This window comes from Paenibacillus shunpengii (genome assembly GCF_042684905.1).
Lineage (GTDB): Bacteria > Bacillota > Bacilli > Paenibacillales > Paenibacillaceae > Paenibacillus > Paenibacillus shunpengii.
On the sequence record NZ_JBHUMJ010000002.1, the window covers coordinates 192802 to 219381 of the forward strand.

23 protein-coding genes are annotated in these 26580 nt (G+C 48.0%); 16 read left to right on the forward strand and 7 right to left on the reverse strand.

Going from position 1 to position 26580, the window contains the following annotated elements; all coding sequences use genetic code 11:
• Positions 1-24: 24 nt before the first annotated feature.
• The 4 genes from ACFSVM_RS00850 to opp4C all read left to right on the forward strand — a co-directional run bounded on the left by ACFSVM_RS00850 (position 25) and on the right by opp4C (position 3925).
• On the forward strand, positions 25-1026 hold the full coding sequence (locus ACFSVM_RS00850; protein ID WP_090726611.1) for an ABC transporter ATP-binding protein: 1002 nt from the start codon (positions 25-27) through the stop codon (positions 1024-1026).
• The gene (locus tag ACFSVM_RS00855) at positions 1019-1960 is read left to right on the forward strand and encodes an ABC transporter ATP-binding protein (RefSeq protein WP_379259894.1); all 942 of its coding nucleotides are present in this window, start codon (positions 1019-1021) and stop codon (positions 1958-1960) included. The genes ACFSVM_RS00850 and ACFSVM_RS00855 overlap by 8 nt, the downstream gene beginning before the upstream one ends.
• Before the next feature lie 67 nt (positions 1961-2027).
• The gene (locus tag ACFSVM_RS00860; RefSeq protein WP_076312347.1) at positions 2028-3002 is read left to right on the forward strand and encodes an ABC transporter permease; all 975 of its coding nucleotides are present in this window, start codon (positions 2028-2030) and stop codon (positions 3000-3002) included.
• On the forward strand, positions 2999-3925 hold the full coding sequence (opp4C, locus tag ACFSVM_RS00865) for an oligopeptide ABC transporter permease (RefSeq protein WP_379259897.1): 927 nt from the start codon (positions 2999-3001) through the stop codon (positions 3923-3925). The genes ACFSVM_RS00860 and opp4C overlap by 4 nt, the downstream gene beginning before the upstream one ends.
• 123 nt (positions 3926-4048) lie before the next feature.
• On the opposite strand, the gene ACFSVM_RS00870 is transcribed toward opp4C, so the two are convergent.
• Positions 4049-5215 carry a stalk domain-containing protein gene (locus tag ACFSVM_RS00870; RefSeq protein ID WP_379259899.1) on the reverse strand — a complete coding sequence of 389 codons (1167 nt, stop codon included), beginning with the start codon at positions 5213-5215 and terminating at the stop codon, positions 4049-4051.
• 523 nt (positions 5216-5738) lie between these two features.
• Between ACFSVM_RS00870 and ACFSVM_RS00875 the strand changes: the two genes are divergently transcribed.
• From ACFSVM_RS00875 to ACFSVM_RS00895, 5 genes are all read left to right on the forward strand, one after another.
• Positions 5739-6749, forward strand: a complete 1011-nt coding sequence (locus tag ACFSVM_RS00875; protein ID WP_047912898.1) for a LacI family DNA-binding transcriptional regulator — start codon at positions 5739-5741, stop codon at positions 6747-6749.
• Between the two features lie 352 nt (positions 6750-7101).
• Positions 7102-8052, forward strand: coding sequence for an ABC transporter permease (locus ACFSVM_RS00880; protein WP_379262824.1), 951 nt, complete (start codon positions 7102-7104; stop codon positions 8050-8052).
• A gap of 26 nt (positions 8053-8078) precedes the next feature.
• Positions 8079-8966 (forward strand): carbohydrate ABC transporter permease, encoded by an 888-nt coding sequence (locus tag ACFSVM_RS00885; protein WP_083655790.1) that lies wholly within the window; start codon positions 8079-8081, stop codon positions 8964-8966.
• A gap of 195 nt (positions 8967-9161) precedes the next feature.
• Positions 9162-10802, forward strand: coding sequence for a sugar ABC transporter substrate-binding protein (locus ACFSVM_RS00890; RefSeq protein ID WP_379259902.1), 1641 nt, complete (start codon positions 9162-9164; stop codon positions 10800-10802).
• A 65-nt stretch (positions 10803-10867) separates the two neighbouring features.
• A complete protein-coding gene (locus tag ACFSVM_RS00895; protein WP_379259904.1) occupies positions 10868-12223 on the forward strand; it encodes a glycoside hydrolase family 30 protein in 1356 nt (451 codons plus the stop codon).
• A gap of 106 nt (positions 12224-12329) precedes the next feature.
• Here ACFSVM_RS00895 and ACFSVM_RS00900 read toward each other — a convergent pair whose 3' ends face one another.
• Entirely contained in the window at positions 12330-12983 is a 654-nt protein-coding gene (locus tag ACFSVM_RS00900) for a DUF1796 family putative cysteine peptidase (RefSeq protein ID WP_379259906.1), read from the reverse strand.
• A 306-nt stretch (positions 12984-13289) separates the two neighbouring features.
• Positions 13290-14732: a methyl-accepting chemotaxis protein gene (locus tag ACFSVM_RS00905; RefSeq protein ID WP_379259908.1), complete on the reverse strand. Its 1443-nt coding sequence runs from the start codon at positions 14730-14732 to the stop codon at positions 13290-13292.
• Between the two features lie 247 nt (positions 14733-14979).
• On the opposite strand from ACFSVM_RS00905, the gene ACFSVM_RS00910 reads away from it, so the two are divergent.
• Together ACFSVM_RS00910 and ACFSVM_RS00915 are read left to right on the forward strand one after the other, a co-directional pair.
• Complete coding sequence (locus ACFSVM_RS00910) at positions 14980-15138, forward strand: hypothetical protein (protein ID WP_177178810.1); 159 nt, start codon at positions 14980-14982, stop codon at positions 15136-15138.
• A gap of 25 nt (positions 15139-15163) precedes the next feature.
• A complete protein-coding gene (locus ACFSVM_RS00915; protein WP_256209865.1) occupies positions 15164-15286 on the forward strand; it encodes a hypothetical protein in 123 nt (40 codons plus the stop codon).
• A 160-nt stretch (positions 15287-15446) separates the two neighbouring features.
• Here ACFSVM_RS00915 and ACFSVM_RS00920 read toward each other — a convergent pair whose 3' ends face one another.
• The 3 genes from ACFSVM_RS00920 to ACFSVM_RS00930 all read right to left on the reverse strand — a co-directional run bounded on the left by ACFSVM_RS00920 (position 15447) and on the right by ACFSVM_RS00930 (position 17733).
• A complete protein-coding gene (locus ACFSVM_RS00920; RefSeq protein ID WP_379259911.1) occupies positions 15447-16268 on the reverse strand; it encodes a DUF4097 family beta strand repeat-containing protein in 822 nt (273 codons plus the stop codon).
• Positions 16269-16446: 178 nt separating this feature from the next.
• Positions 16447-17067: a hypothetical protein gene (locus tag ACFSVM_RS00925; protein WP_379259912.1), complete on the reverse strand. Its 621-nt coding sequence runs from the start codon at positions 17065-17067 to the stop codon at positions 16447-16449.
• A gap of 9 nt (positions 17068-17076) precedes the next feature.
• Complete coding sequence (locus tag ACFSVM_RS00930; RefSeq protein WP_379259914.1) at positions 17077-17733, reverse strand: cobalamin B12-binding domain-containing protein; 657 nt, start codon at positions 17731-17733, stop codon at positions 17077-17079.
• Positions 17734-17983: 250 nt separating this feature from the next.
• On the opposite strand from ACFSVM_RS00930, the gene ACFSVM_RS00935 reads away from it, so the two are divergent.
• Both ACFSVM_RS00935 and ACFSVM_RS00940 read left to right on the forward strand, forming a co-directional pair.
• Entirely contained in the window at positions 17984-18355 is a 372-nt protein-coding gene (locus ACFSVM_RS00935; RefSeq protein WP_076312330.1) for a hypothetical protein, read from the forward strand.
• A gap of 58 nt (positions 18356-18413) precedes the next feature.
• A complete protein-coding gene (locus ACFSVM_RS00940; RefSeq protein ID WP_379259916.1) occupies positions 18414-22049 on the forward strand; it encodes a CheR family methyltransferase in 3636 nt (1211 codons plus the stop codon).
• 120 nt (positions 22050-22169) lie between these two features.
• Here ACFSVM_RS00940 and ACFSVM_RS00945 read toward each other — a convergent pair whose 3' ends face one another.
• Positions 22170-22754 carry a GNAT family N-acetyltransferase gene (locus ACFSVM_RS00945; RefSeq protein ID WP_379259918.1) on the reverse strand — a complete coding sequence of 195 codons (585 nt, stop codon included), beginning with the start codon at positions 22752-22754 and terminating at the stop codon, positions 22170-22172.
• Between the two features lie 182 nt (positions 22755-22936).
• On the opposite strand from ACFSVM_RS00945, the gene ACFSVM_RS00950 reads away from it, so the two are divergent.
• The 3 genes from ACFSVM_RS00950 to ACFSVM_RS00960 are packed head-to-tail and all read left to right on the forward strand — an operon-like array spanning position 22937 to position 26551.
• A complete protein-coding gene (locus ACFSVM_RS00950) occupies positions 22937-23914 on the forward strand; it encodes an ABC transporter permease (protein WP_256209867.1) in 978 nt (325 codons plus the stop codon).
• A gap of 23 nt (positions 23915-23937) precedes the next feature.
• Complete coding sequence (locus ACFSVM_RS00955) at positions 23938-24828, forward strand: carbohydrate ABC transporter permease (protein ID WP_379259921.1); 891 nt, start codon at positions 23938-23940, stop codon at positions 24826-24828.
• A gap of 55 nt (positions 24829-24883) precedes the next feature.
• Entirely contained in the window at positions 24884-26551 is a 1668-nt protein-coding gene (locus ACFSVM_RS00960; RefSeq protein ID WP_379259923.1) for an extracellular solute-binding protein, read from the forward strand.
• Positions 26552-26580: the final 29 nt, after the last annotated feature.

Below are 26580 nucleotides of genomic sequence, written 5' to 3' on the forward strand. Positions count from 1 at the left end.
TGAGATAAAGGATGGTTGATAAAAGTGAATAGCTTACTGAAGGTCAGCCATCTGCAAACCGCTTTCGATACGGATCAGGGGAAGGTTGTCAGTGTCGATGACGTCAGCTTTGAGCTGAAGGCCGGGGAGACGCTCGCGATTGTGGGCGAATCCGGCTCCGGCAAAAGTGTAACAGCTCTCTCCATTATGCGGCTGCTCGGTAAGAGCAGCCGTATTGATCATGGAACGGTTGTGCTTGATGGAACGAATCTGCTTGCGCTGGATGAATCCCGTATGCGGGATGTACGGGGCAATCAGATTTCAATGATTTTTCAAGAGCCGATGACTTCCTTGAATCCGGTATTTACGATTGGATATCAGCTGATGGAGGCAATCCGGCTGCATGTGAAGCTCGGCAAGAAGGAAGCACGTGAGGCAGCCATCGAAATGCTGCGCAAGGTCGGGCTTCCCCGTCCAGAGCAAATCATGAAGTCTTATCCATTCGCTCTGTCAGGCGGGATGAGACAGCGTGTGATGATCGCGATGGCGCTCGCCTGCAAGCCGAAGGTGCTGATCGCAGATGAGCCGACAACCGCGCTCGATGTAACCGTGCAGGCGCAAATCATGCGATTAATGAAGGAGCTGTGCGAGGAAGCAGGCACCGCTATTATTCTAATCACCCATGATTTGGGTGTAGTGGCGGAGATGGCAGACCGGGTACTGGTCATGTACGCCGGTCAAGTTGTTGAAGAGGCGGATGTATATACTTTGTTTGAGAAGCCGATGCATCCATACACCCGGGGACTGCTGCAATCGGTGCCCAGTCTTGACCCGGATGATGATGCGAAGCTGGCCTCCATACCCGGCTCCGTTCCGGCCCGGTATCAATTCATGAACGGCTGCCGGTTTCATAACCGCTGCCCGCTCGCGACAGAGCATTGCAGGGAAGTAACCCCGGTGCTGGAGCCGAAGGTGGAAGGGCATCTGGCACGCTGCTGGGAAGTAGGTCCAGAGAATATGAGAGAAGGAGAGGTCGTGTATGAGTAACCATGAACAGATTCCTGATACAGCTACGGCCTCTCCGCTGCTCGTGCTTGATCAACTGAAGAAGCATTACCCGGTTCACGGCGGGATCTTAAACCGTGTTACCGGCCATGTCAAAGCGGTGGACGGTGTGGACCTGACCATTTATCCGGGAGAGACGCTGGGTCTCGTTGGCGAGTCCGGCTGCGGCAAATCAACGCTCGGCAGATGTATTGTTGGACTAGAGCAGCCGACAGATGGCAGGATCCTGTTTGCAGGAGACAACATAGCAGGGAGATCGACTAAGGACATGGTCCAGCTGAGAACCAAGCTCCAGATCGTGTTCCAGGATCCGTATTCTTCCCTGCATCCCCGCAAGACCGTCGGCGATCAGATTGCTGAGCCGCTGTATGTACACCGGATTGTACCGAGACAGGAGGTACAGAAGGAAGTGGACCGGCTGCTCGAAACGGTAGGTCTGCCTTCCACGAGCAAATCACGCTACCCGCATGAATTCTCCGGCGGACAGCGCCAGCGGATCGGGATTGCCAGAGCGCTCGCGCTGAAGCCGCAGCTCATTGTGTGTGATGAGCCGGTCTCTGCGCTGGACGTGTCGATCCAAGCCCAAGTGCTTAATCTGCTGAAGGAGCTGCAGAAGGAGCTGGGACTCACGTATTTATTCATCGCCCATGGTTTAGGGGCGGTAAGATATATCAGTGACCGGATTGCTGTCATGAACGCAGGTAAGATCGTCGAGATCGGAGATACGAAGGAATTGCTGCGGAGTCCGAAGCATCCTTATACGAAGGTGCTGCTGGATGCATTTCCGGTTCCAGACCCGCGCAGGCGAAACAGGGAACGTATTGAACTGACGGATGAGGTGCTGGATTCGGTGAACCCAGCAAATCCGATGAATTCAGCAGATCAGACGAATCCGACGAATCCGACGAATCTGTAAATTCGTACATTCCAAACTACTTTCTTCATTCGGCGTTCTCTACTCATCTTGATGTGAGGTGCTTACATTGTTTAACTATATACTGCGCCGGATCTGGACGACCATCCCCGTTCTGTTTGGCGTAACGATTATTAATTTCATCATTATGAGAATGGCACCGGGTAATCCTGTGGACATGCTCGTTAGTCCGAAGCTGCCGGAGGCTGCACAGGAAGCGAAGCGGCTGGAGCTGGGACTTAACGATCCAGTCTATATTCAATACTGGAATTGGCTGAAGAATCTGGTGCTTCACGGCGACCTGGGCTTCTCTATGATTACGTATGAGCCTGTCGGCCAGCTGATCTGGGAGCATGTCGGGCCAACGGTGCTCCTGATGGGCACGGCACTAATCCTCGGCATTGCCATTGCAATTCCAATCGGGGTGCTTAGTGCTGTCAAGCAGTATTCCAAGCTGGATTATATTGCGGTTACCGGTTCCTTTCTCGGAATCTCGATTCCAGGCTTTTTCCTAGGGATGGTTCTCATTTATTTCTTCTCGATAAAATGGAATCTGCTGCCTTCCGGCGGGATGACGGAGCTGGGCGGCGAAGGCGGGTTCCTCGATGTGCTGAAGCACATGATCCTGCCGGGGATCGTGCTGACACTGACGGTTGCAGGTCGGAATATCCGGTATGTCCGCTCCAGTATGCTTGAGATTTTGAATCAGGACTTTCTGCGGACCGCCAGAGCGAAAGGGCTGAGGGAAGCACTTGTTGTCAATCGCCATGCGATGCGGAACGCACTGATTCCCATCGTTACGGTGATCGGACTTGAAATTCCGATTCTGTTCGGCGGAGCGGTCGTCATCGAGCAGATCTTCTCTTGGCCTGGTATCGGTCAGTTGACGATGTCCTCCATTATGAGCCGGGATTATTCCACGATTATGGGGCTTAACCTATTGGCGGCGGTCGTGGTCATTGCGGCCAACCTGCTGACGGATATCGTGTACGCGCTTGTCGATCCTCGGATAAAAAACAGCTACCAGGGAGAGGCAAGATCATGAAACTGCTGAGACATTATTTTGGAAGACGTTCCGTTGATCCGGAGACGTTGGATGCAGAGCAGCTGGCGGCAAGCCTGCCGTCAAGCGGGCCGGTGATGTTCTTCCGGCGCTTTCGCAGGCATAAGCTCGCCGTAGCAGGAGTCATATTCATGCTGCTGCTGACGCTCAGTGCGATATTTGCGCCATGGCTGACCCCGTATGAGCCAACGACGGTTACGGATGCCTTTGGCGCAGGGCCGTCCTGGCAGCATCCGCTGGGCACAGATCAGATCGGACGCGATCAGCTGACACGGCTGCTCTATGCAGCCAGAGTATCGCTTGCTGTCGGGATATTTTCCGTACTGATATCGTCCATTATCGGTACCGTGCTTGGTCTCGTTTCCGGTTATTTTGGCGGCTGGATTGATAGTCTGATTATGAAAATTACCGATATCTTTATGTCGTTTCCTTACATCATGCTAATTCTTGTTGTATCGAGCATCGTTGGCCCAGGCCTGCTGAACATTATCTTAATTCTAGGCTTCCTGGGCTGGCCGGGTGTGACGAGACTTGTGCGGGGAAATGTACTCGCAGTGAAGCAGATGGATTACGTCAAGGCCGCTGTTGCACTCGGCTACCGCACGCCGCGTATTCTGTTCGGACATATCATGTCTGTGACAGTGGCGCCGGTGCTGATCTATGCGACATCGGGTGTTGCACTTGCCATTCTAGATGAAGCTGCACTCAGCTTCCTGGGACTCGGCGTACAGCCGCCAACGGCAAGCTGGGGCAATATGCTGACAAGCGCCCAGTCGCTTACTATCTTGACTTCACAGCCTTGGCTGTGGATTCCACCAGGCGTGCTCATTATTTTGACCGTGCTGTCGATCAACTTCATCGGCGACGCGCTGCGTGATGCGCTTGATCCGAAGAACAACAGGTAATAGGAATTAAACAAAGAACCTTAGTGGAGCATTGGCTTCACTAAGGTTCTTATTTTTATGCAGCGACCATCGATGGTTCAATCTTATTTGTTTCCCAATCAGGAGCTGCGGTGATATTAATGATTAGTATTTGCTAATCAACTTGTTATTCATATCATACAGTTCAGCAGGATCATTCTCATCATTGTTATGCACATTCGCCGTCGTCCATTTCAGATAGCCGGCAGCTGCCTTGGCATTCTTGCCGCTGGTCACGTATACAGTCTTACCAGGTGCCAGAGTATAGCCCTCAGGGAATGTGTATACTTGGTTTCCTTTCACACTAACCAGCTTCCAGCCTGTGAGATTTATCGTTTTACTGTCTTTGTTCTTAATGGTTACAATTTCATTCTGGTAGTCTACTTTCTCAATTACCAATTTCCCCGTAGTGCCTTTTACGCTGCTTCCATTCTCACCATCGTATGCCCAGAGTCCACGATCATTACTTCGGGCATTGGCAACCAAAGCACTAAAAAGATCTACCCATCTGACATTGGGCTGGTAAGTCATCTGTGTAGCATAGCCTTCTTCAGCCAGCTTTGCGTTGAACATCATACCGTTTAAGTAGACATAGGCGAGCAATCTGCCGTAGTTATCTCTTTCTCCTGCATCCAGCTCCAGCATAACCGTTTTATTGAGAAGCTGTTTCTTTGTATATTCAGAAACGACGACACCCTCACTTGTGTTGCGATCTGCATCAGGGTGGACAGATTCAGGAGTGTCCACTCCGATGAATCTAACCTTCTCCTCGGTACCGTCGTTCAATTTTACCGTTATAGTATCTCCGTCCGTCACTTTCGTTACCTTTGCCTTCAGCATGGATGCGGAGCTGATCGTCACTGTTTTGCTCTTGTTAAACCATCCTACACTGTTTCCCAAGGATTCACTTACAAACCGCAATGGAACCAATGTAGAGCCTTTAAGGATTTCTCCTGGCGTATTTAAGGTAAAAGTACTACCATTTACTGCAGCCTTTTTCTGCCCTATCGTATATTTAATAGTAGTGCTTCCCTTAGTCGCTGTGACGGTCTTTGTTGTGTTGTTCCAGCTTACTTTGGCTCCTTGTTTTTCAAAGATAAGCCGCATAGGAACGAGCGTGGAACCGTTTTTAATAATGGGGTTCGTATTGAAGGATAGTTTTTCCCCATCCAGATAGACTACTGGGGCAGCCGCAGCAGACGCAGTCGGAATGGCAAATGCCGGGAAAACAAGACTGCAAATCATAATTAAAAGCAACATTTTCTTTTTCATTTATGTACACTCCCTAGATGTTAATATTTATATTATATTGTTTATATTAACCAATAGTAATATGTAAAATATGGAATTTAAAAAGGATTTATTGTATCCTTCAAATATTCGTGAGGAAATGGGTAATATGCATGGAGTGCATTGATATAAGAGTGGTTTTAGTGGTTAGGGAGTGTTGGAGGTATGATTAATTTCAATCTAATAATCAAACTAATTATTATTAATAAAGATAAGGGTGATTAAAATGAAACTTTATAGAATGGTTCAATTTTTAGGTTTAATAGTCATGTGTGGCGGAGTCTTGTACCCGATGGGTCTTGCTTCACAACATATCTATTTTTTCACTTTGTACCCCGGTTTGCTGATCCTTTGCATTGGTTATGTACTGGAGCAGCGCTCTATTCAGTCAAAAAGAAAGAAATAAACTGGCATTCTTATCTGAAAATAAAAAACAGTTGCCATAAAATCACACGTATAGTATATTCAGTTCATAAAAACGTTTTTATAAAAAGGAAGACAGCAGATGAGGAAGGTAACGATCAAGGATGTGGCAAGGGAGGCGGGGGTGTCGATCTCGACGGTCTCCAATGCGCTGAACGATGTGGACGTACTGAATCCGGAGACGAAGTCGCATATTCTAGACGTCGCGAAGCGCCTGAACTATGTCCCGAACATCAACGGCAAGCTGCTGAAATCGGGCAAATCGAAGATGCTGGGCTTCTTCACCACAAGCGTGTCAGGACCGTACTTCTATACGCTGGTCGAGACGATGTCACGGGAATGTGACCGCCACGGCTACGGTCTGAACATCTTCGTAACCAAGGATAAGCAGGTCATTATGAGCAACATTCTCGGCGGAAGGGTCGATGGGGTCATTGTCTATGAAGAGCTGCGAATAGACGAGAATGACATCGCCATTATGGAGCAGAACAACATTAAGGCCGTATTTCTGGACCGCGAGATACAGAACGAAAACATGGGCAGTATTATCTTCGATTCCTATGTGGATGCGTACGAAGCAACGAAATACCTGATCAGTCTGGGCCACAAGAACATCGCCTATATCGCCGGTGTGGAGACGATGTTCGACAGCGAGCAGCGGAAGGCCGGATATCTGGCGGCATTGAGGGATTACGGGCTGAAGGCAGACGAGGACTATATTCTGCAAGGTTATTTTGAAGAGGAAGGCTCGTACGGCGCAGTCAAATCATTTGTGAATGTACATGGCAGCAAGCTGCCGGATGCATTCCTCGCAGGGAATGACCTTAGTGCGATCGGGGCCATGCGGGCACTCAAATCCCTCGGATACGAGATTCCCCAGGATACAAGTGTCGTCGGCTTTGACGATATTGACATTGCGCAGTATTTCTCGCCTTCGCTGACTACCGTGCGCAACCAAATTGCTAGGCAGGGAATCCTGGTCGTCAACCATTTGATTCGCATGATCCAGGAGAAGGAAGAAGGAAGGCATGAGAAGCTGCCAGGAGAGCTCATCGTTAGAGGCTCGACGCAGATCAAAATGGTGCGGGACTAACCTTTTACGCTTTACTATAAAAGGGGGAGTTCCCGTCCAGCTTAATAGTAAACGCTTACAAAATTAGGCTTCAGTTAAATTGGGCTGCACTCATTATCTGCCCATTAGGATCGTCAGTCTAGCTGAGGCAGACATCCAGAATTTCAGCAGTCATTCTTCTAAAAAAGAACCATATTTTTTTGACCAAAAATAAAAACGTTTTTATTTTTCGGTGAAAATATCAAATTTCTGCATTGACTGAATCCATTTCATGAACACTATTTTGTTGCTCTGATCCAGAGTATAGGAGCAAAAAGGAGAGAAGCACATGAGCAAACCAGCTCTGATCCAGCCTGCGGATGCCTCGTCCCGTATGAGGAAGACGCCAGCCAAGAAGCCCATGGGGCAGCGGATCAAGGAATTCTGCGTGGATTACGTGAAGCAGTGGGAGCTTCAGTCCATGATTCTTCCGGGCGTACTATTTATGATTATCTTCAATTTTATACCGATCTATGGACTCACGATCGCCTTCAAGAGCTACACGGTCATTGACACGATCGACAGCGCACCATGGGTAGGGCTCGACAACTTCAAGATTATAATGACGGATCAGTATTTCTGGGAATCGGTCATCAATACACTTGGCATCAGCTTCCTGAAGCTGGCCATCGGGTTTGTTGTACCTATCATTCTAGCGATCATGATCTATGAACTAAGCGGGAGTCGATTCAAAAAGTTCGTCCAGACCGTATCCTATCTCCCTCACTTTCTCTCCTGGATCGTGCTGGGCGGGATGCTCATCACCTGGGTGTCAACGACAGGTCTGTTCAATCAGATTCTGCTCTCTCTCGGTCTGATCTCACAGCCGCAGAACATCCTGCTCGACCCAAGCAAGTACTGGTGGATCGCCGTTCTGTCTGACATCTGGAAAGAAGCGGGCTGGGGGACGATTCTGTACCTGGCAGTCATGTCGAAGATCGATCCTACCTATTATGAGGCTGCCAAGATCGATGGAGCCAGCCGGCTTCGCCAAATATGGAACATCACGATTCCGAACATGAAGATGATCATCAGCTTGAACCTGATTCTAACCGTGAGCGGACTGCTCGGATCGAATCTGGATCAGACACTTGTGCTCATGAACTCACAGAACCGCGAAACTGCAGAGGTCATTAACTCCTATGTATACCGGATGGGGATGACGCAGGGGGACTTCTCCTACGCGACAGCAGTGGGTCTTGGCGTATCGATCGTTTCGGTTATTTTGCTGCTGACGGCGAACAAGATCACGAGCAGGCTGAACGATAATCAATCCGTGCTTTAAGGTTTTATATAAGGGGGGCAATACTTGTGAACTCAAAAGCAATTAAAGGAGACATCGACAGCCGGATCTTTAATGCGGTGAATACCACGCTGCTTGTGATTACGATGATAGTGATCATTGTTCCGCTCTGGAATGTCCTCGTTTCATCGTTTGCTTCCAGCAGAGCGTTGGCAGAGGGGGGCTTCATCTTCTGGCCGTCCGAGCTCTCACTGGAGAATTATCAGGCAGTGTTCCGGGATTCATCGATTTGGCAGGCATTTTTCATATCGATCTCCAAGACCGTCATCGGGGTGGTCACTCATGTATTCTTCTGTGCGATGGTCGCTTATGGTCTTAGTAAAAAATATGTACGCGGCCGCAAGCTCTACGTCTCCATGGGTGTCATTACGATGTTCTTCTCCGGCGGCATGATCCCTACCTACCTGCTCATCAAGGACCTCGGCCTGCTCGACAGCTTCTGGGTGTACATCATTCCGGCGCTGCTCAGCTATTATGATGTCGTCATTCTGATGAACTTCTTCCGGGGTGTGCCGGAAGCGCTGGAGGAATCGGCCAAGATTGACGGAGCCGGTGACTGGAAGGTGTTTCTCAAAATCTTTATCCCGCTGTCCATGCCGGCCATGGCGACGATTGCGCTGTTTAACGGAGTCGGGCAGTGGAATGACTTTATGACAACCAAGCTGTATGTCACGAATGAAGCGCTCTATCCCTTGCAGATGAAGCTGTATGAGATTATTGTGCAGTCGCAGACACAGTCCATGCAAAATATCGGAGGATCGGTGGTCATCGAGACGGCGACCAAAGGCGTTCAGCTGGCGACGATCGTCATCACCACGCTGCCAATTGTCATTATCTATCCACTGTTGCAGCGCTATTTCATCTCCGGCATGATGCTCGGGGCAGTCAAGGAATAAGGAATAGCCGCTCAGTTATAAGACATTTTTCAGCTAAGACATCTTGAAAAGCTTAAGGTATCCGGCAGCGCAAGTCATTCTGCCATTACTACAGCAACCTGTACCGCAAAACAACGGCATCACAAGTAGCACAACATAGATTTGAAAAGATCTGTTTTTGGTAAGCGCTTCAATATCAAGAGGAGGGTATGAAATATGTCAAAGAGAACATTGGGTTATGGCAAAAAAGGTTTTACGCTGACAGCGCTGCTGCTGTCCGTCATGCTTCTGGTCAGTGCTTGCGGCGGGGGAGGCTCCGGCTCCAAGGAAGCCAACTGGATCTCGATTGAGGATCGTTATACACCGGATGCAAGCAAGCCGGCCTGGCAGCTTGATACCAAGGAAGAGACTACAGAGCTGACCTGGTACGTGAATGCGGATTGGTGGAACACCGATTACGGCAATGATGTCGTAACGAAGAAGATCAAGGAAGACCTGAACATTAACATCAAATTCATCACAGGAGATGATACGAAGCTGAATACATTCTTTGCGGGCGGCGATATGCCGGATCTCATTACGACCTTCGGCATCAATTCCCCCGTCGTGCAGAAGGCTTCGACTTGGGCGCTTCCGCTAAATGATCTGGCTGAGAAATACGATCCTTATTTCAACACCGTGGCGGCGCAGGATACATTGAACTGGTTCCAGCTCGCAGACGGCAAGACGTATGGCTACCCGAACTACTCCAATACGCAGGAGGACTACGATCAAGGAACGATTCCGGCCAAGACCGCCTTCATTATCCGCAAGGATGTGTATGAAGCGCTCGGCAGTCCGAGCGTAGGCACACCGGAGGAATTCCAGGCTGTCATGAAGGACATCAAGGCACAGTTCCCTGAGCTTATTCCACTCGGCTTTAACTCGATTGGCGAAGGTACTGGATCTCTTGGCGACGTGCTGCAGGACTTCATCGGCGTACCGCTGGAGGATGAGAACGGCGGCTTCTACAACCGTAATTTGGATGAGGATTATCTCACTTGGTTGAAAACATTCAATATGGTATATCGTGACGGCAACATTAGCGATGACAGCTTTGCTGATGATGGAACGGCATTTGAGGAAAAAGTAAAATCCGGCAAGTATGCAACGATTATGCTGGATGGCACACCGCAGCAGGGAGGCAATCTCCAGATCTTCATGACGGCCAATCCGGGCAAGGAGTATATCGCCATTGACGGACCGCAGAGCACCGTCGGCAACGCGCCGAAGCTGAATCAATCCGGGATCTCCGGCTGGATGGTCAGCTTCATTACGATGCAAAACGCCGATCCTGCCAAATCTATGCAGCTGTTCACCTACCTCCTCAGTGAGGAAGGGCAAATGCTGATGAATTACGGCATTGAAGGCGAGACCTATGAGAAGAACGCGGATGGAACCGTACAGTTTACACCAGAGGTCAAAGAAATCCAGCAGAACAATGCAGATCAGTTCAAGAAGGAATACCGGATGGGTGAATTCATGTTCTTCGGACATGACAAGCACAAGACACTGAGTGAGGATGCTTTCCCTGAGTCAATCAAGCAGATGCAGGCATGGGGTGAGGGCAAGCTCGTACCGCATTTTATCCTTGAAAATATCGACCCGGATCAAGGGACACCGGAAGCGCGTGCTCTTACAGCAATCAATACGAAGTGGAACACTTCCATGGTCAGCATGATCCGGTCGAAGGACGATACCCAATTCGAAGCCGTACTGAATGAATACAAGCAGTTCCTCGATGCGAACAGCTGGGAGAAGATCGTAGAAATCCGCAGTGAGAAGATGAAAGCGAACAAAGAAAAGCTTGGACTTTAATGGAGTTTGAACTTAGAGCATACAGCGAAGAACGAATAAAGTACGGGGTCACGGAGGAGAACAGCATGCAGAACTTGAAGGACCTGAACATCTACGAATCAAATGGAGAACAATCGTTGTTTGTAAACAAAACGAGAGCAGAGCTTACACCGCCGGACGCTGAGGCACAAACGTACAGCATTATTATCGATGACAGCGAGCAGTATCAGGAGATGGATGGCTTCGGAGCATCCTTCACTGATTCGGCAGCCTATCTAATTCATCAGGTGCTCTCGCCTGAGCAGCGTGAGGAGCTGATGCGCCGGCTGTTTGACGCTGCAGAAGGGATCGGGTTGTCCGTTATACGGAATCCGATGGGAGCTTCGGATTATGCCCGGGACTTCTACAGCTATAATGATCTGCCGGAGGGAGACACTGACCCAGAGCTTGAAAAATTCTCTACCCGGCATGATGAAGCGGACATTATTCCGCTCATGAAAGAAGCGGTGCGGCTGAATCCACAGCTCAAGCTGATGGGCTCCCCCTGGAGCCCGCCGGGCTGGATGAAGACAAGCGGCTCCATGATCGGCGGCGAGCTGATCGAGCAATACTATCCGGTATATGCTGAATATTTTGTACGGTATATTAAGGCATATGCGGAGCATGGCTTGTCAGTCTATGCGATTACACCGCAGAATGAATCCTTGTATTCGCCCGGTCACTACCCGGGAATGATATTTCCGGCGGAGGATCAGGCACGGTTCATTAAGGAGCATCTGAAGCCAAGCTTCATCAGAAATGGAATAGATACCAAGATATTGTGCTACGATCACAACTGGGATAAGCCAGAGTACCCCTTAACTGTGCTTGACCAGGCGCTGGAAGCTGTGGACGGTGTTGCATGGCATTGGTATGGGGGCCGTCCTGGCGCACAGACCGATGTATTCCAGGCCTTCCCGGGCAAAGAGGTGCACTTCACGGAAGGCTCCGGCGGGGAATGGATTCCGCCATTTGAGCAGGCCTTCTCCAATGTCATGCGTACAGGCATCGAAATCCTGCGTAATTACAGCAAATCGTTTGTGCTGTGGAATATGGCACTCGATGAGAACAATGGACCGGCAGTACCGGGCTTTGGCAAGAGCACCTGCCGCGGAATTGTGACGGTTCATCAGGAGACCCGCGAGCTGACGTACACGCTTGATTATTATGCGCTTGCCCATTTCAGCAAGCATATTCGCCCGAAGGCGGTGCGCATCGGCTCCAGCAGCAATGAAACCGTTCGTTCCGTCGCGTTCAGGAATACGGACGGCTCCATCGCCGTCGTAATCTTTAATGATAGTGAGGAAGCGAATAATGTACAGGTCCAGATGCCAGGTACAGAAGAAGCTCTAAGCTTCCAAATGGAAGCCAAAAGCGCTGTAACTCTCGCCTTCGGCGCTTAACCATTTTTCAATTTCCTTCAATTCATAAAGGCAGCAATAGTGGAGAATCATCTCACCTATAGCTGCCTTTATTTTTTTTTGGTAATGAAGATTTGTCCCTCCATTTTTATGTCTGCAAACTAAACCCGTTCAGCAAATAATCCCATGTTGCATCATCGCCAGCCCGGTTCGGAATGCCAAGAGAGCAGATGCCAGGAAGCGCCCAGCCGTTATCGACGACGGATGTCAGTCCATCCATACCATTCACGATCAGAATGTTATAGCTGCCGCCAGTAAGGGGGCGGAGAATATTTTGCAGCTGAAGCGCTTCCTCATATGTGCTGCCCCAGCGGATGAACAGCACTCTTCTGCTCGTGCTTAATACTTCCAGCAGGCGCTGGCTGCGCATGTCGATTTTTTGCTTGAACTCGGGATAGACTGCTGTCCATGCCTGCCCCTCGACGACGGGGAAATCATGAACCGATATGACATTATAATAGTGGTCTTTCACAAAATAGGATTTCAGCGGTGTCACCTTCTCATTGTCCACAAAGGTGGCGTATCCGTCGATCAGTCCCATGTTGGGTAGCTCCATGTATCCCTGGAAACGATTTTGCAGCAGCCGATTTACATCAGTCAGTGATAAGGAGACCGACCAGTCGAGCGGGGCAGAGAAGGTGCGAAGCCCTTTCCGCCGCAAGTGGGCTGCCGGCTCGCATGAGCTTCCTAGGCTTACGTAGCAATCATAGGCACCTTGAATTTCTTGCAGGATCATGTCCATTCACTTCTTCCTGATCATTTATACATTCTATGTGCGATCTGGAAGGAAGGACTGGACCTTCGAGGAGATGAGCCGGCAGCTTTTTTTGATAAGTCGCTGGAATTGGGCTGTGTTTCACCAAGAGGAAGGCTGACACGAGGAAGCACCCCTCTATCCATAAACGAGAAAAAGGAAGCTTCTCTGGCTGTTCATTAAACAACTCACCGGGTCATCGTTTAAAACGCAGGGAAGCTTCCTATTATATGAGTGGTTCACTGAAATGGTTATGGTTAGTCTGAAGAATCAATGTTACTGTTACCGTTAACGTTACTGCAAGGTCTTGTCGATAGCTTGAGCGATTTCATTGAGCTTCTGAATACTTGCCACAATTTCGTTCACCCGATGCTGCTGCAGCTCGGCACTTGCCAGCACTTCCTCGACGGAAGCGGCAGATTGTTCTGTAACGGAGGATACGGAGGCGATCTCATCGGTAATTTGAGTGGATGCAGACTGGAGCTGTATATTCAGATCGAGCAGATGATCTGCCTGATCCATAACCTCCTTCGTATTTGCATTGATCTCCTGAAATAAAGCGGTGATGATATCCGCTGATTCCGCACCAGAGCGGGAAGCGGTCTGGCCCTCTGAAATGCGGACCGCAGCTGAGCTGATATTATTCTGAATCGAAGATAGAATACCTGCAATATCTGATGAAGCAAGGTGTGTCAGCTGAGCAAGCTGGCGGATCTCCTCGGCGACAACAGCGAAGCCTCTGCCGTGTTCTCCTGCGCGAGCCGCTTCAATCGAAGCGTTGAAGGACAGGAGATTGGTCTGCTTGGCGATCTCCTCAATGGAAGAGAGGATGCCGCCAATTTTAACATTTTCCGAATTGACCTTACCCATAATCACGGCTGTATTATCAACGAGCTCAGAGACCTGATGCATTTTGGCTGCAAGATCGGTAATCTGGTCTTGGCCTTCCTTTGTCAGCTCGGCAGCCTTGTTGGCCTTTTCACTTGTTGTCTCCGAGGCTGCAAAGGTGCGCTGCACCGAATCATTCAGACTCTCCATCGCAGAGCTGATATCCGAAACGCTGCTTGCCTGGGATTCGATACCTGCAGACATCTCGTGAAATGCAGCGAGAACCTCAGCGTTGATCTTTTCAGCCATGACGGCATTTTCATTCAGTTCTGTGCCTGATGTATTCAGCGTCGTAGAGACTGTTCTTGCTTCATTAATGAGCACTTCAACCCGTTCTTTGGCATCGTTCGCCTCTTTCATGCTGACGTCCATATTTTTCAGCATTCGGGTTCCGACCGTACTCTGTCCAATTAAGGTCAGGAGAACGACGATATAGAATGTGTTAAGGCTGATGACATCCACATTGATATAGGCAGTAGCGGCAAAATAATTCAACAAGGCCAGCCCAATGATTCCATTGACAATCATAATAAATCGATCCATATAGAGGGAGCAGAAGGACAGTCCCAAGTATAATACGAGAGAATTGGTCACAGCTGAACCCATCGACATAATCGAGAAGCTGATAATGTTAATACCGATTACCATTAAGTATCTAATTTGCGGTATGAAGAGCTTTTTCCAATACAGGAAGGTGCTTAATAAACAAACAGGAAAGGCTGGATAGGCGATTGACAATACCCCATCCAGCGAATCGATTGTCGATACGATACCAAGGATGGTGCATATCCACAGCAGTAATACCAGCAGACCGTTTCTTTTGTGAAGTTCGAGTAAATCTTGCGTCATTCATGTTCCTCCTGTAATAGAAAAATAGAGTTGGATGTTTATCTTTTCACAAAAGAATATTGCTCCAATAATGGCCTGGTATCTTGTAAAAATGTTAAGATAAACATTATCGGCCAAATCACATTCATCGTTCTATGCAGCAATGAAATGGATTCAATCTTTAAATATATCGTCCAAAATCTATACATAGCTTAGTGCTTTTTATGACTTGTAAGAAATTACCTTAGAACAGGAGGAGAGGAGTTTAATGAAGGCAATTATTAATATGATGTATTCGGTGCTGATCCTTATCGCCATCTTGGGCTTGCTCATCACCGATATGTCGTCAAGCAACGTTATGCTGTCCATCACAGCGATCATCATCTGTGCATTAGGACTCTATCTGGTTAATCGGAAGAAGAAGTGAATAAACTGTTCACTGGAGGGGTGCGATGGAAGTGCTCGTTGTCATACTGTTGATTGTTATAGTCGGAGTAACTCCGTTATTTTACCGAATGAACCGACGTATAGGTATGCTGGAGGAACGCATCAGACAGCTTGAGGATAGACTCTAATGATGTAATAGCCGCTGCAAATGAATAGAATCGACAAAAAGTGTAGTTAAATTGAAGCGTACATAGAAAATAAATAACGCTAATATAGCGGGAGAACTCAACAGTAAGAAGCCTGGATTTAACCGCTCCAGGCTTCTATACATTAACTGCAAATCTCAGTTTACTCATAGACCCTCACATTCCCTCTGCTTGTTACTAATTGGGCTTCATTAAAGCCGTTTCCCTTGGCGATCATGCGGCCGTCATCCTCGTAAACCTCCCCCAGCAATTCGACCTTGCCGCTCCCAGTCTTGGCCATGAATTGATAATGCTTCGGCTCGCTGATCTTGAAGAACACATCACCGGCTCCTGTCTCACCGTCCAGCTCCTCGGCATTGACCTGCTTCATATCTAGATTTCCTGCTCCGGTCTTTGCCTGCATGAATGCAGCGTTCATTCGCTCCACGGTGATGTAGCCGCTCTTCGTCGTGAGTGACATTTCTTCATACAGCTTCTCAGGCACAATAATGGAGAGTGTCGCACTCTTTTGAACTGCTGCATTGCCGCTAGTATGATTCAATTGCTCACTCGTCGTTCCTTCCGGATATCGAATTCCCGTGGTCAAGGTCTGATCCACCGTGTTAACGAACAGCAGTGGCTGCTCCTCCTGTGACCCATGCTCAATGTTAAGTGTAGCGGTGATGCGATCTGCATTCGGTTCCATCTTGACGAAAATATTACCCTCAAAACCTTCTGCCATCCGTATAGAACGAATGTCCGTGGCATCCACTTCCTGCGTCTGTGTTATATGCTGCGGCTTACCTTCATAATCTGAACCTGTACGTTTCTGTTCTTTAACAGATAATGTAGGGCTCTGACTAACCATGATCTGTTCCTCAACGGTACTGCTGCTTCCAGTCTGACGGTATGTCGGATCATTCCCGCATGAAGTTAATGCAAGTGCGGCAGTCACCGATAGAATGACACTTAACTGCTTCTTCATGCGCCTTCCTCCTTTTGCGTTAGAGTGGTTTACACTTTATTACCCTCTAACGGAAGGAGTAAAAGTAAGACGGCAAGCGAAAAACAAGGCAAAATCGTTGATCATACAAAAAAACCGGACCGCTTCAGCAGCGGTACCGGCAGGTAGATCTGACATATGACATCGCTATTTCTATTGATCAATTCTTGCTTCGCGGACGGTCATCATTGAATTTGCTGGAAATAGGGTGTACATTGTCTGCTGCTGGCTCAGCGAGTGCCTCCTCAATCTGGTTCTTGATAATGTCAGCATAGATGGTCCGATCGATCTCAATTAAGCTGGGGTAGAGCATGTCGACCAGATCGCGGATCGTTTCCAGCGTGGATCGGAGCTCCCGCTCTCTGGCAGATCGCCTTCTGGTCTTGGATGCCTGCGGTCTGTCCGCCTCCTGATGGATAGGAGATGGGAGCTGCTGCAGGTCCTCATGAAGAAGCTGAAGCTTGTCGGATAGGAGCTGTATGTTCTGGAGCTGTTCTATACAGATGAGATGCCCGTTGCCTTGCTCATCCCACTGCTGATAAATATCGTATAGGGAGAAGGGCTGCTTCCTCGTGTTCATAATGAGTTCGACTCTTGTGCCAGAGTGAACGGGTGAAATGTAATGTTTAGCTTTGCTGATGGAACCTTCGTCCAGCCAATCTGTGAAATGTACTGCTTGCTCGTATATATGTGACGCCGAGTCGGAGCAGGAAAGGATGCTCAGCTCTGCGTCGATCACGATATAAGGGACGGGGATATTAGATGGATTGGATAGATTCAAGAAGAAGACTCACCTCACGTACTGCTGCTGATTGGATCTGTTGTAAGACATGATCCACTGCTCAAGCTCGTAGATATCGGACAGAAAGACCGCTCTGCCATCTACAGCCTCATGGACACTGTATTTTTCAATGATGCGACCGCCAATCATTATGACAGGCTGGGGGATGAGCTTCTCAAAAGCTTCAACGTACTCCAGCAAGGCTGGCAGATGATAGACGATTGAGACGGATAGAGCAACAACATCCGGCTTCCAGCTGAGTGCGCTTAGAGTCGCATATTCCAAGGGCAGATTAGGTCCGTAGAAGCGTGTATCGAACCCGTTCTCTTCGAACATGGTATTCACCATCTTAAGCCCGAAATAATGAGCTTCACCCTTCACACATAGCAGCATAGCACGGTATCCATGGGTGACAGGCTTTTTTTTGAGTGCTGCATATCTGGACAGGAGAACGTCACATACCCCAGAAGCTAGATGTTCATCAGCTACAGTAATCTGATTCGTTTCCCATAAGGAACCCACGTAACGCATGGCGGGTGCAAGCAATTGTTCAAATATGAAGAGACTGTTTCGGCCGGACTCGACATGTTGAAGTAAGTTTTCCCAGCAAGTCTCTGTGTTTCCTTGCAACATATTTTCTGCAAATTGTTCTGCTTCCATATGCATGACATGACACCTTCTTCGGATATTGGGTATAATGTAACTCATTTTAGTATAAATGAATAGAAAGAACTAGCGAGAAAGAAAGGGACTGGTAGAAGCTTTTGTCGAAATTGACCCATATTCAAAAATATCCTATATGATGGAGGGACTCACTGATATACTGATAGATATCGTCGTTTATATGAGAATAATGACACTTCTAATTAATTACATCAAATTCTTCCGGTTTAATCAAATAATAAGGTGATGATTGATGACTGATGGAACACGTTACTATGAACATCTTGTAGCTGAGGTCATTTCAAAGATCTATGCAAATGCGCCTGAGCTGGCGGATAGATATGGGGAACAGGGAATCATGAAATGCAGAGAAGATAATCTCCATCATATGAAGCATCTTCATACCGCATCTGCACTGCGTAATCCTAACTTATTTATTGATTATGCCGTATGGCTAAACGGGATACTTGTCATTCATGGGATGCAAACACGTCACTTAACAGATAACTTTCGTTATATCTCCGAGTCTCTTTATTTGCTTGAAGATCTGGACGAACCTACATTAGATTTCTATCGCTATTGTCTGATCGCAGCAATCGCCCAGCTTGAGCCCGGTATTGAATAGTCCGTAACAGTTCGTAAACAACGTAACTTATGAAAGGACATGGAAGGGGAGTAAGCGCATGGAACGAGAGTCTTGGAACATCTCGATGAATGAAGGGGGGGATCACAAGCAATTGGAATCCTCCTCTCCGGTATGTGTAGTAGGCATTGGTGCTTCTGCAGGCGGACTTGAAGCATTAGAAGTGTTTTTTGATCATATGCTTCCGGATTCGGGCATGTCCTTTGTCGTGGTCCAGCATTTATCGCCGGACTACAAGAGCTTAATGTCAGAGATTTTGTCAAAGTATACGACGATGCCCATACGGGTCGCAGAGCATGAAATGGAGATCCTGCCTAATCATGTCTACTTGATTCCTCCTCGTAAGACGATGACCATCAGGAATGGTAGATTGCAGCCGGCAGACGCAGTTAAGCAATCCGCTATTCATTTGTCCATTGATGATTTCTTCGTCTCTCTGGCTGCCGAATACGGCAACAGAGCTGTTGGTGTTATTCTGTCCGGGACCGGAACTGACGGCTCCAAGGGCGTCATAGAAATTAAAAAAGCAGGTGGTCTTGTCATCGTCCAGGACAGGCAGTCAGCCAAATTTGACGGCATGCCAAGCTCTGCCAAAATGACCGGCAAGGTCGATGATATATTAAATCCCAAGGACATGTCGGAGAAGCTTCTCCAGCATATACGCACATTTGGAGTATACCCGCTTGTAGGAGAGCAGGAAAGAATGAGTACGGAGCAATTTATTCAACTGATTTTTGAGAAAATAAAAGAAGAGAGCGGCATTGACTTCACATATTACAAGCGAAACAGTGTGCTGCGCCGGATTGAACGCCGGATGACGATGAACAATGTCAGCTCCATTCAGGAGTACATGACCTATCTTGAAGAGCATCGGGATGAGCTTACTTCGTTAAGAAAGGATCTGCTTATAGGCGTTACGAACTTTTTCCGGGATGCAGAGGCCTTTCAAATTATTTATGACCAGGTGCTGCCCCGTATCTTTGAGAAGAAGAGCTATTCTAAGGAAATCAGGGTATGGGTGGCTGGATGTTCAACTGGAGAAGAGGCTTACTCTATGGCTATCCTTCTCAAGAAGTACGAGGAGCAGCTGGACGATGATTATAATATAAAGATTTTTGCAACTGATCTGGACAAGGAATCCATAGAGTATGCGAGTCAAGGGATATACTCGGAGAGCAACATTCATCATTTGTCGGAAGAGGATGTTGAGCGGTTCTTTATCAAAGATGATGATATGTTCCATGTGAGCAAGGATATTCGAAAGATGATTATTTTTGCGCCTCAAAATATTATTAAAGACCCGCCTTTCCGTAATTTAGATATGGTTACTTGCCGGAATATGCTCATTTATTTGCAGCCGGAGATGCAAGTGAAGGTGTTATCGTTATTTCATTTTGCACTTAATCCGGAGGGCTTTCTCTTCCTGGGTCCGAGTGAAACATTGGGGAGATTTGCGAATCAATTCGATGCCTTTGACCGGAGATGGAATATCTTCTGTCACAAGAGTGGTAAAATGTCCTCTGATCCCGAATCCGAAGCTCAGTCTTTCTCTATGGAAGAAAGAAGCTCCAGCCAGCATTCCTATCGAAGAACAGCCGCAGCTGCGGTTCAGCCAAGAGAACAGGTCCATGTTAAACGATCTGGCGATCTGTATACCATGCTTGCAGAGGAGCATATCTCCCCCGGGATGGTCGTTAATCATCATAATGATGTGATTCATTTGGTTGGAGCCATAAATGAGTATTTAGTGCTGTCTCAAGGTAAACCCAGTTGGAATCTGTACAAAATGATTGATCAGAATGTCGCGGTGACCGTATCCACTGGAATTCAGAAGGTGCGTGATTCAATGCAAAATGTGGTATACCCTGCACTCCGTATCCAGACGAACCAGGGGGACCGTTTGATCGATCTGCATATCCGTCCTTTTTCGCGAAAGAACAAGGCATACGAGAAATATGTACTGCTCCTGTTTGAGGATCCGCAGCATTTAAAGCAGGCTGAAGATGTCGTCATGGAGCCTGTGCATATTGATAATACACTGAAGATGCGTATCTTTGAGCTGGAGCAGGAGCTGCAGCGATCCGAGGAAACGCTGCAGGCGACGGTAGAGGAGCTCGAGACTTCCAATGAGGAGCTGCAGGCTACTAATGAAGAGCTGGTGGCTGCAAATGAGGAGCTGCAGAGTGCAAACGAAGAGCTGCAATCGGTTAATGAAGAGCTGGTAACGGTGAATACCGAGTTTCAATTCAAGATCCAAGAGCTTACGGATGTCAACAATGATATGAATAATTTCCTGGGGAGCACCCGAATCGGTACCATTTTCCTGGACAAGCGAATGTGTATCCGGCGATTTACGCCTGCCATTACGAAGGAGATTAATCTGATGGATGTGGACTATGGACGTCCTATTCAGCATATTTCACATCACTTTCGATATGAGAGACTTGTGGATGATGCGCAGCATGTGCTGAAGACATTAGAGCCTCTGGAGAAGGAAATTCAAAGCACAGACGGCACCTGGTACAGCATGAGAATATTGCCTTATCGGACAGAGGATAACTTCACCAGCGGTGTCGTGCTTACTTTTGTCAATATTACAGATTTAAAGGCTGTGAATGAAGAACTGACGAAGCTCTCTTACGCCATTGAACAGAGTCCGAGCATGACGATCATTACCGATGTCGTAGGTAAGATTGAATATGCGAATCCGAAGTTCACCGAAGTGACAGGGTACTCTTTGCAGGAAGCGAAGGGTCATGATCTAGGCTGCTACAGCTATAGTGATTTTTCAATGAAGGATGTGTTCAAGACTTCTCTGGACGGTGAAACATGGAAAGGGGAAATCTTAAGCTACCGCAAGAACGGAGAGGAATTCTGGGAATCGGTCAAGATCATTCCGATTACAGATAAGCAGGGCCAAATTATTCACTTCGTGAAGTTATCCGAGGACATCAGCGAACGCAAAAATGCGGAGGAGATGCTGCGCAAGACGGAAATGCTCTCGGCGGTAGGACAGCTTGCAGCCGGCATTGCCCATGAAATCCGTAATCCGCTGACTGCCTTGAAAGGCTTCACCAAGCTGCTCTCTAAAAAAGAGGATGGGAATGCCTACATCGAAATTATGCTGACCGAACTCAACCGGATTGAGCAGATTGTAAGCGAGCTGCTTGTGCTCGCGAAGCCTCAGGCCGTAGAGTTCACAGAGCATGAGCTGGAACCGATCATTCAGGATGTCATCATGCTGCTGGAGACACAGGCCATCATGAATAATGTGGAGATCACTGTAATGTATGAACAGAATCTCAAAGTCATGTGTGTGGAGAATCAGCTGAAGCAGGTATTCATTAATGTCTTGAAAAATGCGATTGAAGCCATGCCGGGCGGCGGGAAAATTAATATTGCCGTCAAGTTGAACGATAATGGCAATATCGTAATCTCTTTCGTGGATAACGGTGCAGGTATACCGGAAGCCAAGCTGGCTCGAATTGGAGAACCGTTCTACTCAACGAAGGATAAGGGAACGGGTCTGGGTCTCATGGTCAGCTATAAGATTATCCAGAATCACCAAGGAACCATACACATTGAAAGTGAAGTAGGAAAAGGAACAGGTGTAATTATTGAAATTCCAACCTCGAACAACCAGGCTCGAAGCCTGCTGCATGCAGAGGGGAGCTGACGCTCCTCTCTTTTTAGCATTTAGATGATGACAAATTTCAGTAAAACAGGCCGGGTCGCTGTAAAGTGACCCGGCCTGTTTATTGTAAGGTTCTTTGAATGTGAACCATTCATTATTATCTTAAAACTCTTGCCCCCGAACCTTCGAGAACACACAGGTATCACGAATCGTGCCGTCTACCCCAATGCTGTCTCCCCGAAGTGTCCCTTCCAGTACAAACCCTGCGCGTTTGGCTACATTAGCGCTGTTCGTATTCCGGGCATCACAGCGGATCTCAATTCGGTTCGCACCGAACTCCTTCACTGCAAACTGGGTAACGGCATGCACCGCTTCCGTAATATAGCCTTGTCCGGCATAGGCGCTGTGAACCCAGTAGCCGATCTCGAACTTCCGGGTCTCCCAGTTGATCCGGTGCAGTCCGCTGCTGCCGATGAGACTGCCGGTATCCCTCTTAAACAGCAGGAGCTGCAGATCCGTGCGCTCTGCGAAGCGAATTGCGGACTGTCTGATCTGTGTTTCGGATTCCTCTATCGTCGGGGCCGTCTGGGCCCAAGGCATCCATGGTGCCAGCTCGGCGAGGCTTTCTTTAACGGCCTGGTTCGTTAGCGTACCGTCACCCGGTCTCGGTGCACGAATGATCAGCCTTTCACTATCTACACTGTCCGGGAAATTGAGCAGAATCGGATTGAACTTGGTGTTGCTCATAGCAGCCCCTCCTAGAAAATTTTTCTAATAAACATAACATGGTACGTGTTGATGATCAACCCGAAAAATGAGCACCAAAAACGAAATTTGACACCTTATCAACCTCTTGAATTGAAAGTATGATGTATTTATCAAATGTAAGTGCTTACACATGAATATTACAAAATGAAGGGGGCTCCTCTATGGACATGGAACCTCGCCAAGCACCATCCGTTTCTGCTAAGAATGCCAAGGCTCCCCGAGCTTCAGCAGCACTCCAGCTGGGAAAGAAATTCCTTAGACAGAAGCACATACAGACAATGGCTCTGCTTGGTGTAGCCTGGATGTTCATATTCAACTACATCCCGATGTACGGCATTATTATCGCATTCAAGGAGTACGACATTATCGGCTCCATATCCGAAGCGCCCTGGGTAGGGCTGGAGCACTTTAGAGAGTTCCTGGATGATGATAGTCTCGGCAATGTGATTCGAAACACGCTCGGGATGAGCTTGCTCAAGCTCATCATCGGTTTTCCGCTTCCGATCCTGTTCGCCTTGTTCCTCAATGAGCTGAGAAGCATTAAATTCAAACGCACGGTGCAGACGATCTCCTACCTGCCTCACTTTCTATCATGGGTTGTTCTTGGAGGGATCCTCGCGACATGGCTGTCGGATATCGGGATAATCAATAACATTTTGATGGCACTGAATATCATTGAAGAGCCGATCAGCTATCTGGCCGAGCCCAAATATTTCTGGTCGATCATTATTGCCTCTGATATATGGAAGGAGCTTGGCTGGTCTGCAATTATCTATCTGGCAGCTATATCCAGCGTATCACCTGAAATGTATGAGGCAGCAACGATAGATGGCGCTGGACGATTCCAGAAGATGTGGTACGTTACGCTGCCTTCCATCAAATCAACGATTACAATTCTGTTTATTCTCGCGGTGAGCGGTGTGCTGAATTCTAACTTTGACCAGATTCTCGTACTGCGCAACTCCCTGAACGACAGTGCAAGTAATGTCATCGACTACTATGTGTACCAGACCGGGATTTTGTCCGGGCGTTATTCTTATTCGACGGCAGTCGGCTTGATCAAATCGGTCATTGCGCTCATTCTGCTGCTGCTTGCTAACAAGGTATCGAAGAAGATTAACGGAACATCCCTTTATTAAGGAGAAAGGAGGGGTCTATAGCCTTGTGGACGCTTAATCGCAGAACCAAAGGGGAGTTCGCTTTTGATACGATTAATACCCTGATTATGCTCATTGTTTGTTTTCTGACGATGTATCCCATCTGGTATGTTCTTGTAAATGCCTTCAACGATGGAACGGATGCCATGCGCGGCGGGATTTACTGGTGGCCTCGTGAGTTCAGTCTTGATAATTTCAAGGCGGTGTTCGATAGCCCCGGCATTATGACCGCAATGGGCATTACCGTTGCGAAGACGGTGGTTGGTACTGCCGTGCACGTCTTTTTTACCGCGATGGTGGCTTATGCCTTCTCCCGCAGAGATTTGATCGGAGGCAAGCTGTATATTCTGATGGGTACCGTCACTTTATTCTTCGGGGGAGGACTCATTCCGACCTTCCTGCTCATTCGGGATTTGCATTTGCTGGACAATTTTCTCGTCTACATCATCCCTGTGATGTTCAGCTTCTTCGATCTCATTATCTTTATGACCTTCTTCCGGGAAATTCCCGAAGGACTGGAGGAAGCTGCACGTATTGATGGTGCCAATGACTGGTCGATCTTCCTGAGAATTGTGCTCCCGGTATCCCTGCCTGTCATCGCGACGATTTCTCTCTTTCATGGCGTTTATCAGTGGAATGATTATTTTACCGGGATGATCTATATCAATAATACCGATCTGCAGCCGATACAGACTTATCTGTACCGCGTCGTTGCCCAGTCGAGCTCTAATCAGATGGTGGCGGCTGTGCAGGGAACGGCAGCAACCAAGACGGTGACTTCACAGTCGATTAAACTGGCGACCATGGTCGTCACGACGCTTCCGATTGTGTTCGTATATCCATTTCTGCAAAAGTACTTCGTAAAGGGGATGATGATCGGATCAATCAAGGGTTAAGCGTAACGCACAGTATAGGAACGGTATACAAATAAGCCGAAAAGGGGTAAAATGCATGAACCAAACATGGGGCATGAAAAGAGTTCTGATTCTACTGGCTTCACTCGTACTTATCTTTACCACGGCATGTTCTTCCTCGGGAGGAGCAGAAGAGACCGATACAGAGACACCGGACACAGAGACGCCAGCGGTTCAGCTGACGAAGGATGATCCGGGTTGGAAGGTGGATACTTCACCGATTACATTTGATTGGTACTTGAATTTCTCCTGGTTTCCAAACCAGTGGGGCGTAGATCCTACCACGAAATATATTACAGAAAAAACAGGTGTCAGTCTTAATTTTATCGTACCAGCAGGAAATGAAAGCGAGAAAATGAATACTTTAATAGCATCCGGTAAACTCCCGGATTTCATTACGCTCGATAAAGGCGACGATGCCGTTCAGAAGATGATTGACGGAGGGCTGGTGCTTCCGCTGAATGAGCTCGCAGAAGAATATGATCCATACTTCTTTACTGCATCGGATGCAGCAAAGCTGTCCTGGTATACACAGCCGGACGGTAAAGTATATGCTTATCCGAATGCTTCTTCCTCACCGAAGGATTATGAGCAGTATGGTGACACTTATGTATCTAACCAGGTCTTTCTCGTGAGAAAAGACATGTATGAAGCGATCGGCAGTCCGGATATGCGAACTCCGGAAGGCTTCCTTGCCGCACTTGAGGCGGCCAAAGAGAAGTTCCCTGATGTAAATGGTCAGCCGCTCATTCCACTCGGTATGCATGAATTTACAGAGAACGGCAACTACTCTCTCGAAGGTTATATTCAGAATCTCCTTGCGATTCCGAAGGAGAAGGACGGCAAGCTCTACGACCGGGCAACGGATCCTGAGTATGTGAGATGGCTTAAGACCTTGCGTACGGCAAATGAAAAAGGGCTGTTATCCAAGGATATCTTCATCGATAAACGTCCGCAGATGGAAGAGAAAATTGCTCAAGGAAGATACTTTGCTATGATTTATCAGCGCAGTGACCTTGCTGCCCAGCAAAATACGCTGTATGCAAACGATCCAAATTCTGTATACATCGCGGTAGATGGACCATCCAACACCAACTTGGATACACCGACCTTGGATGGACCGGGAATTTCAGGCTGGACGGTGACATTGATCTCCAAGAATGTAAAGGATAAGGCACGTGCGATCCGCTTCCTGAGCTACTTGAACAGTGAAGAAGGCAACAAGGATCTCTACCTAGGTGAGAAAGGTGTCACCTACGATACGATTGACGGCAAGGATCAGTTTAAGCCGGAAGCCTTAGAACTGCTGAATAAGGATCGTTCCGCCTTCGACAAAGAGTACGGTGCTTCATTTACCTTCTGGATGCTGATGAACACGAATATTACTGCACAGTGGACTCCGCCGTCCGTTGAGCCGTTCAAACAAATGGAAGATTGGACCAAGGGCAAAACAGTAAGCGCTTCCGAGTTTGAATTGCTCAATCCGACAGGGAACTCGCCGGAAGGGATTATTAATACGAAGCTTGCTCAGCTGTGGGGCAAGACGCTGCCGAAGCTCCTGATGGCAGAATCCGAAGCAGAGTTTGATTCCGTCTGGACGGAATATCAAGAGAAGCGCGAGAAGGAAGGACTTGCCGAGGTTCTGGCCTTCCAGCAGAAGAAATACGAAGAGAACGTTACGAAGCTGGCTGAGTTCTTGAAATAGGCTGACAAGTCCAGACTAGCTGTATAAAT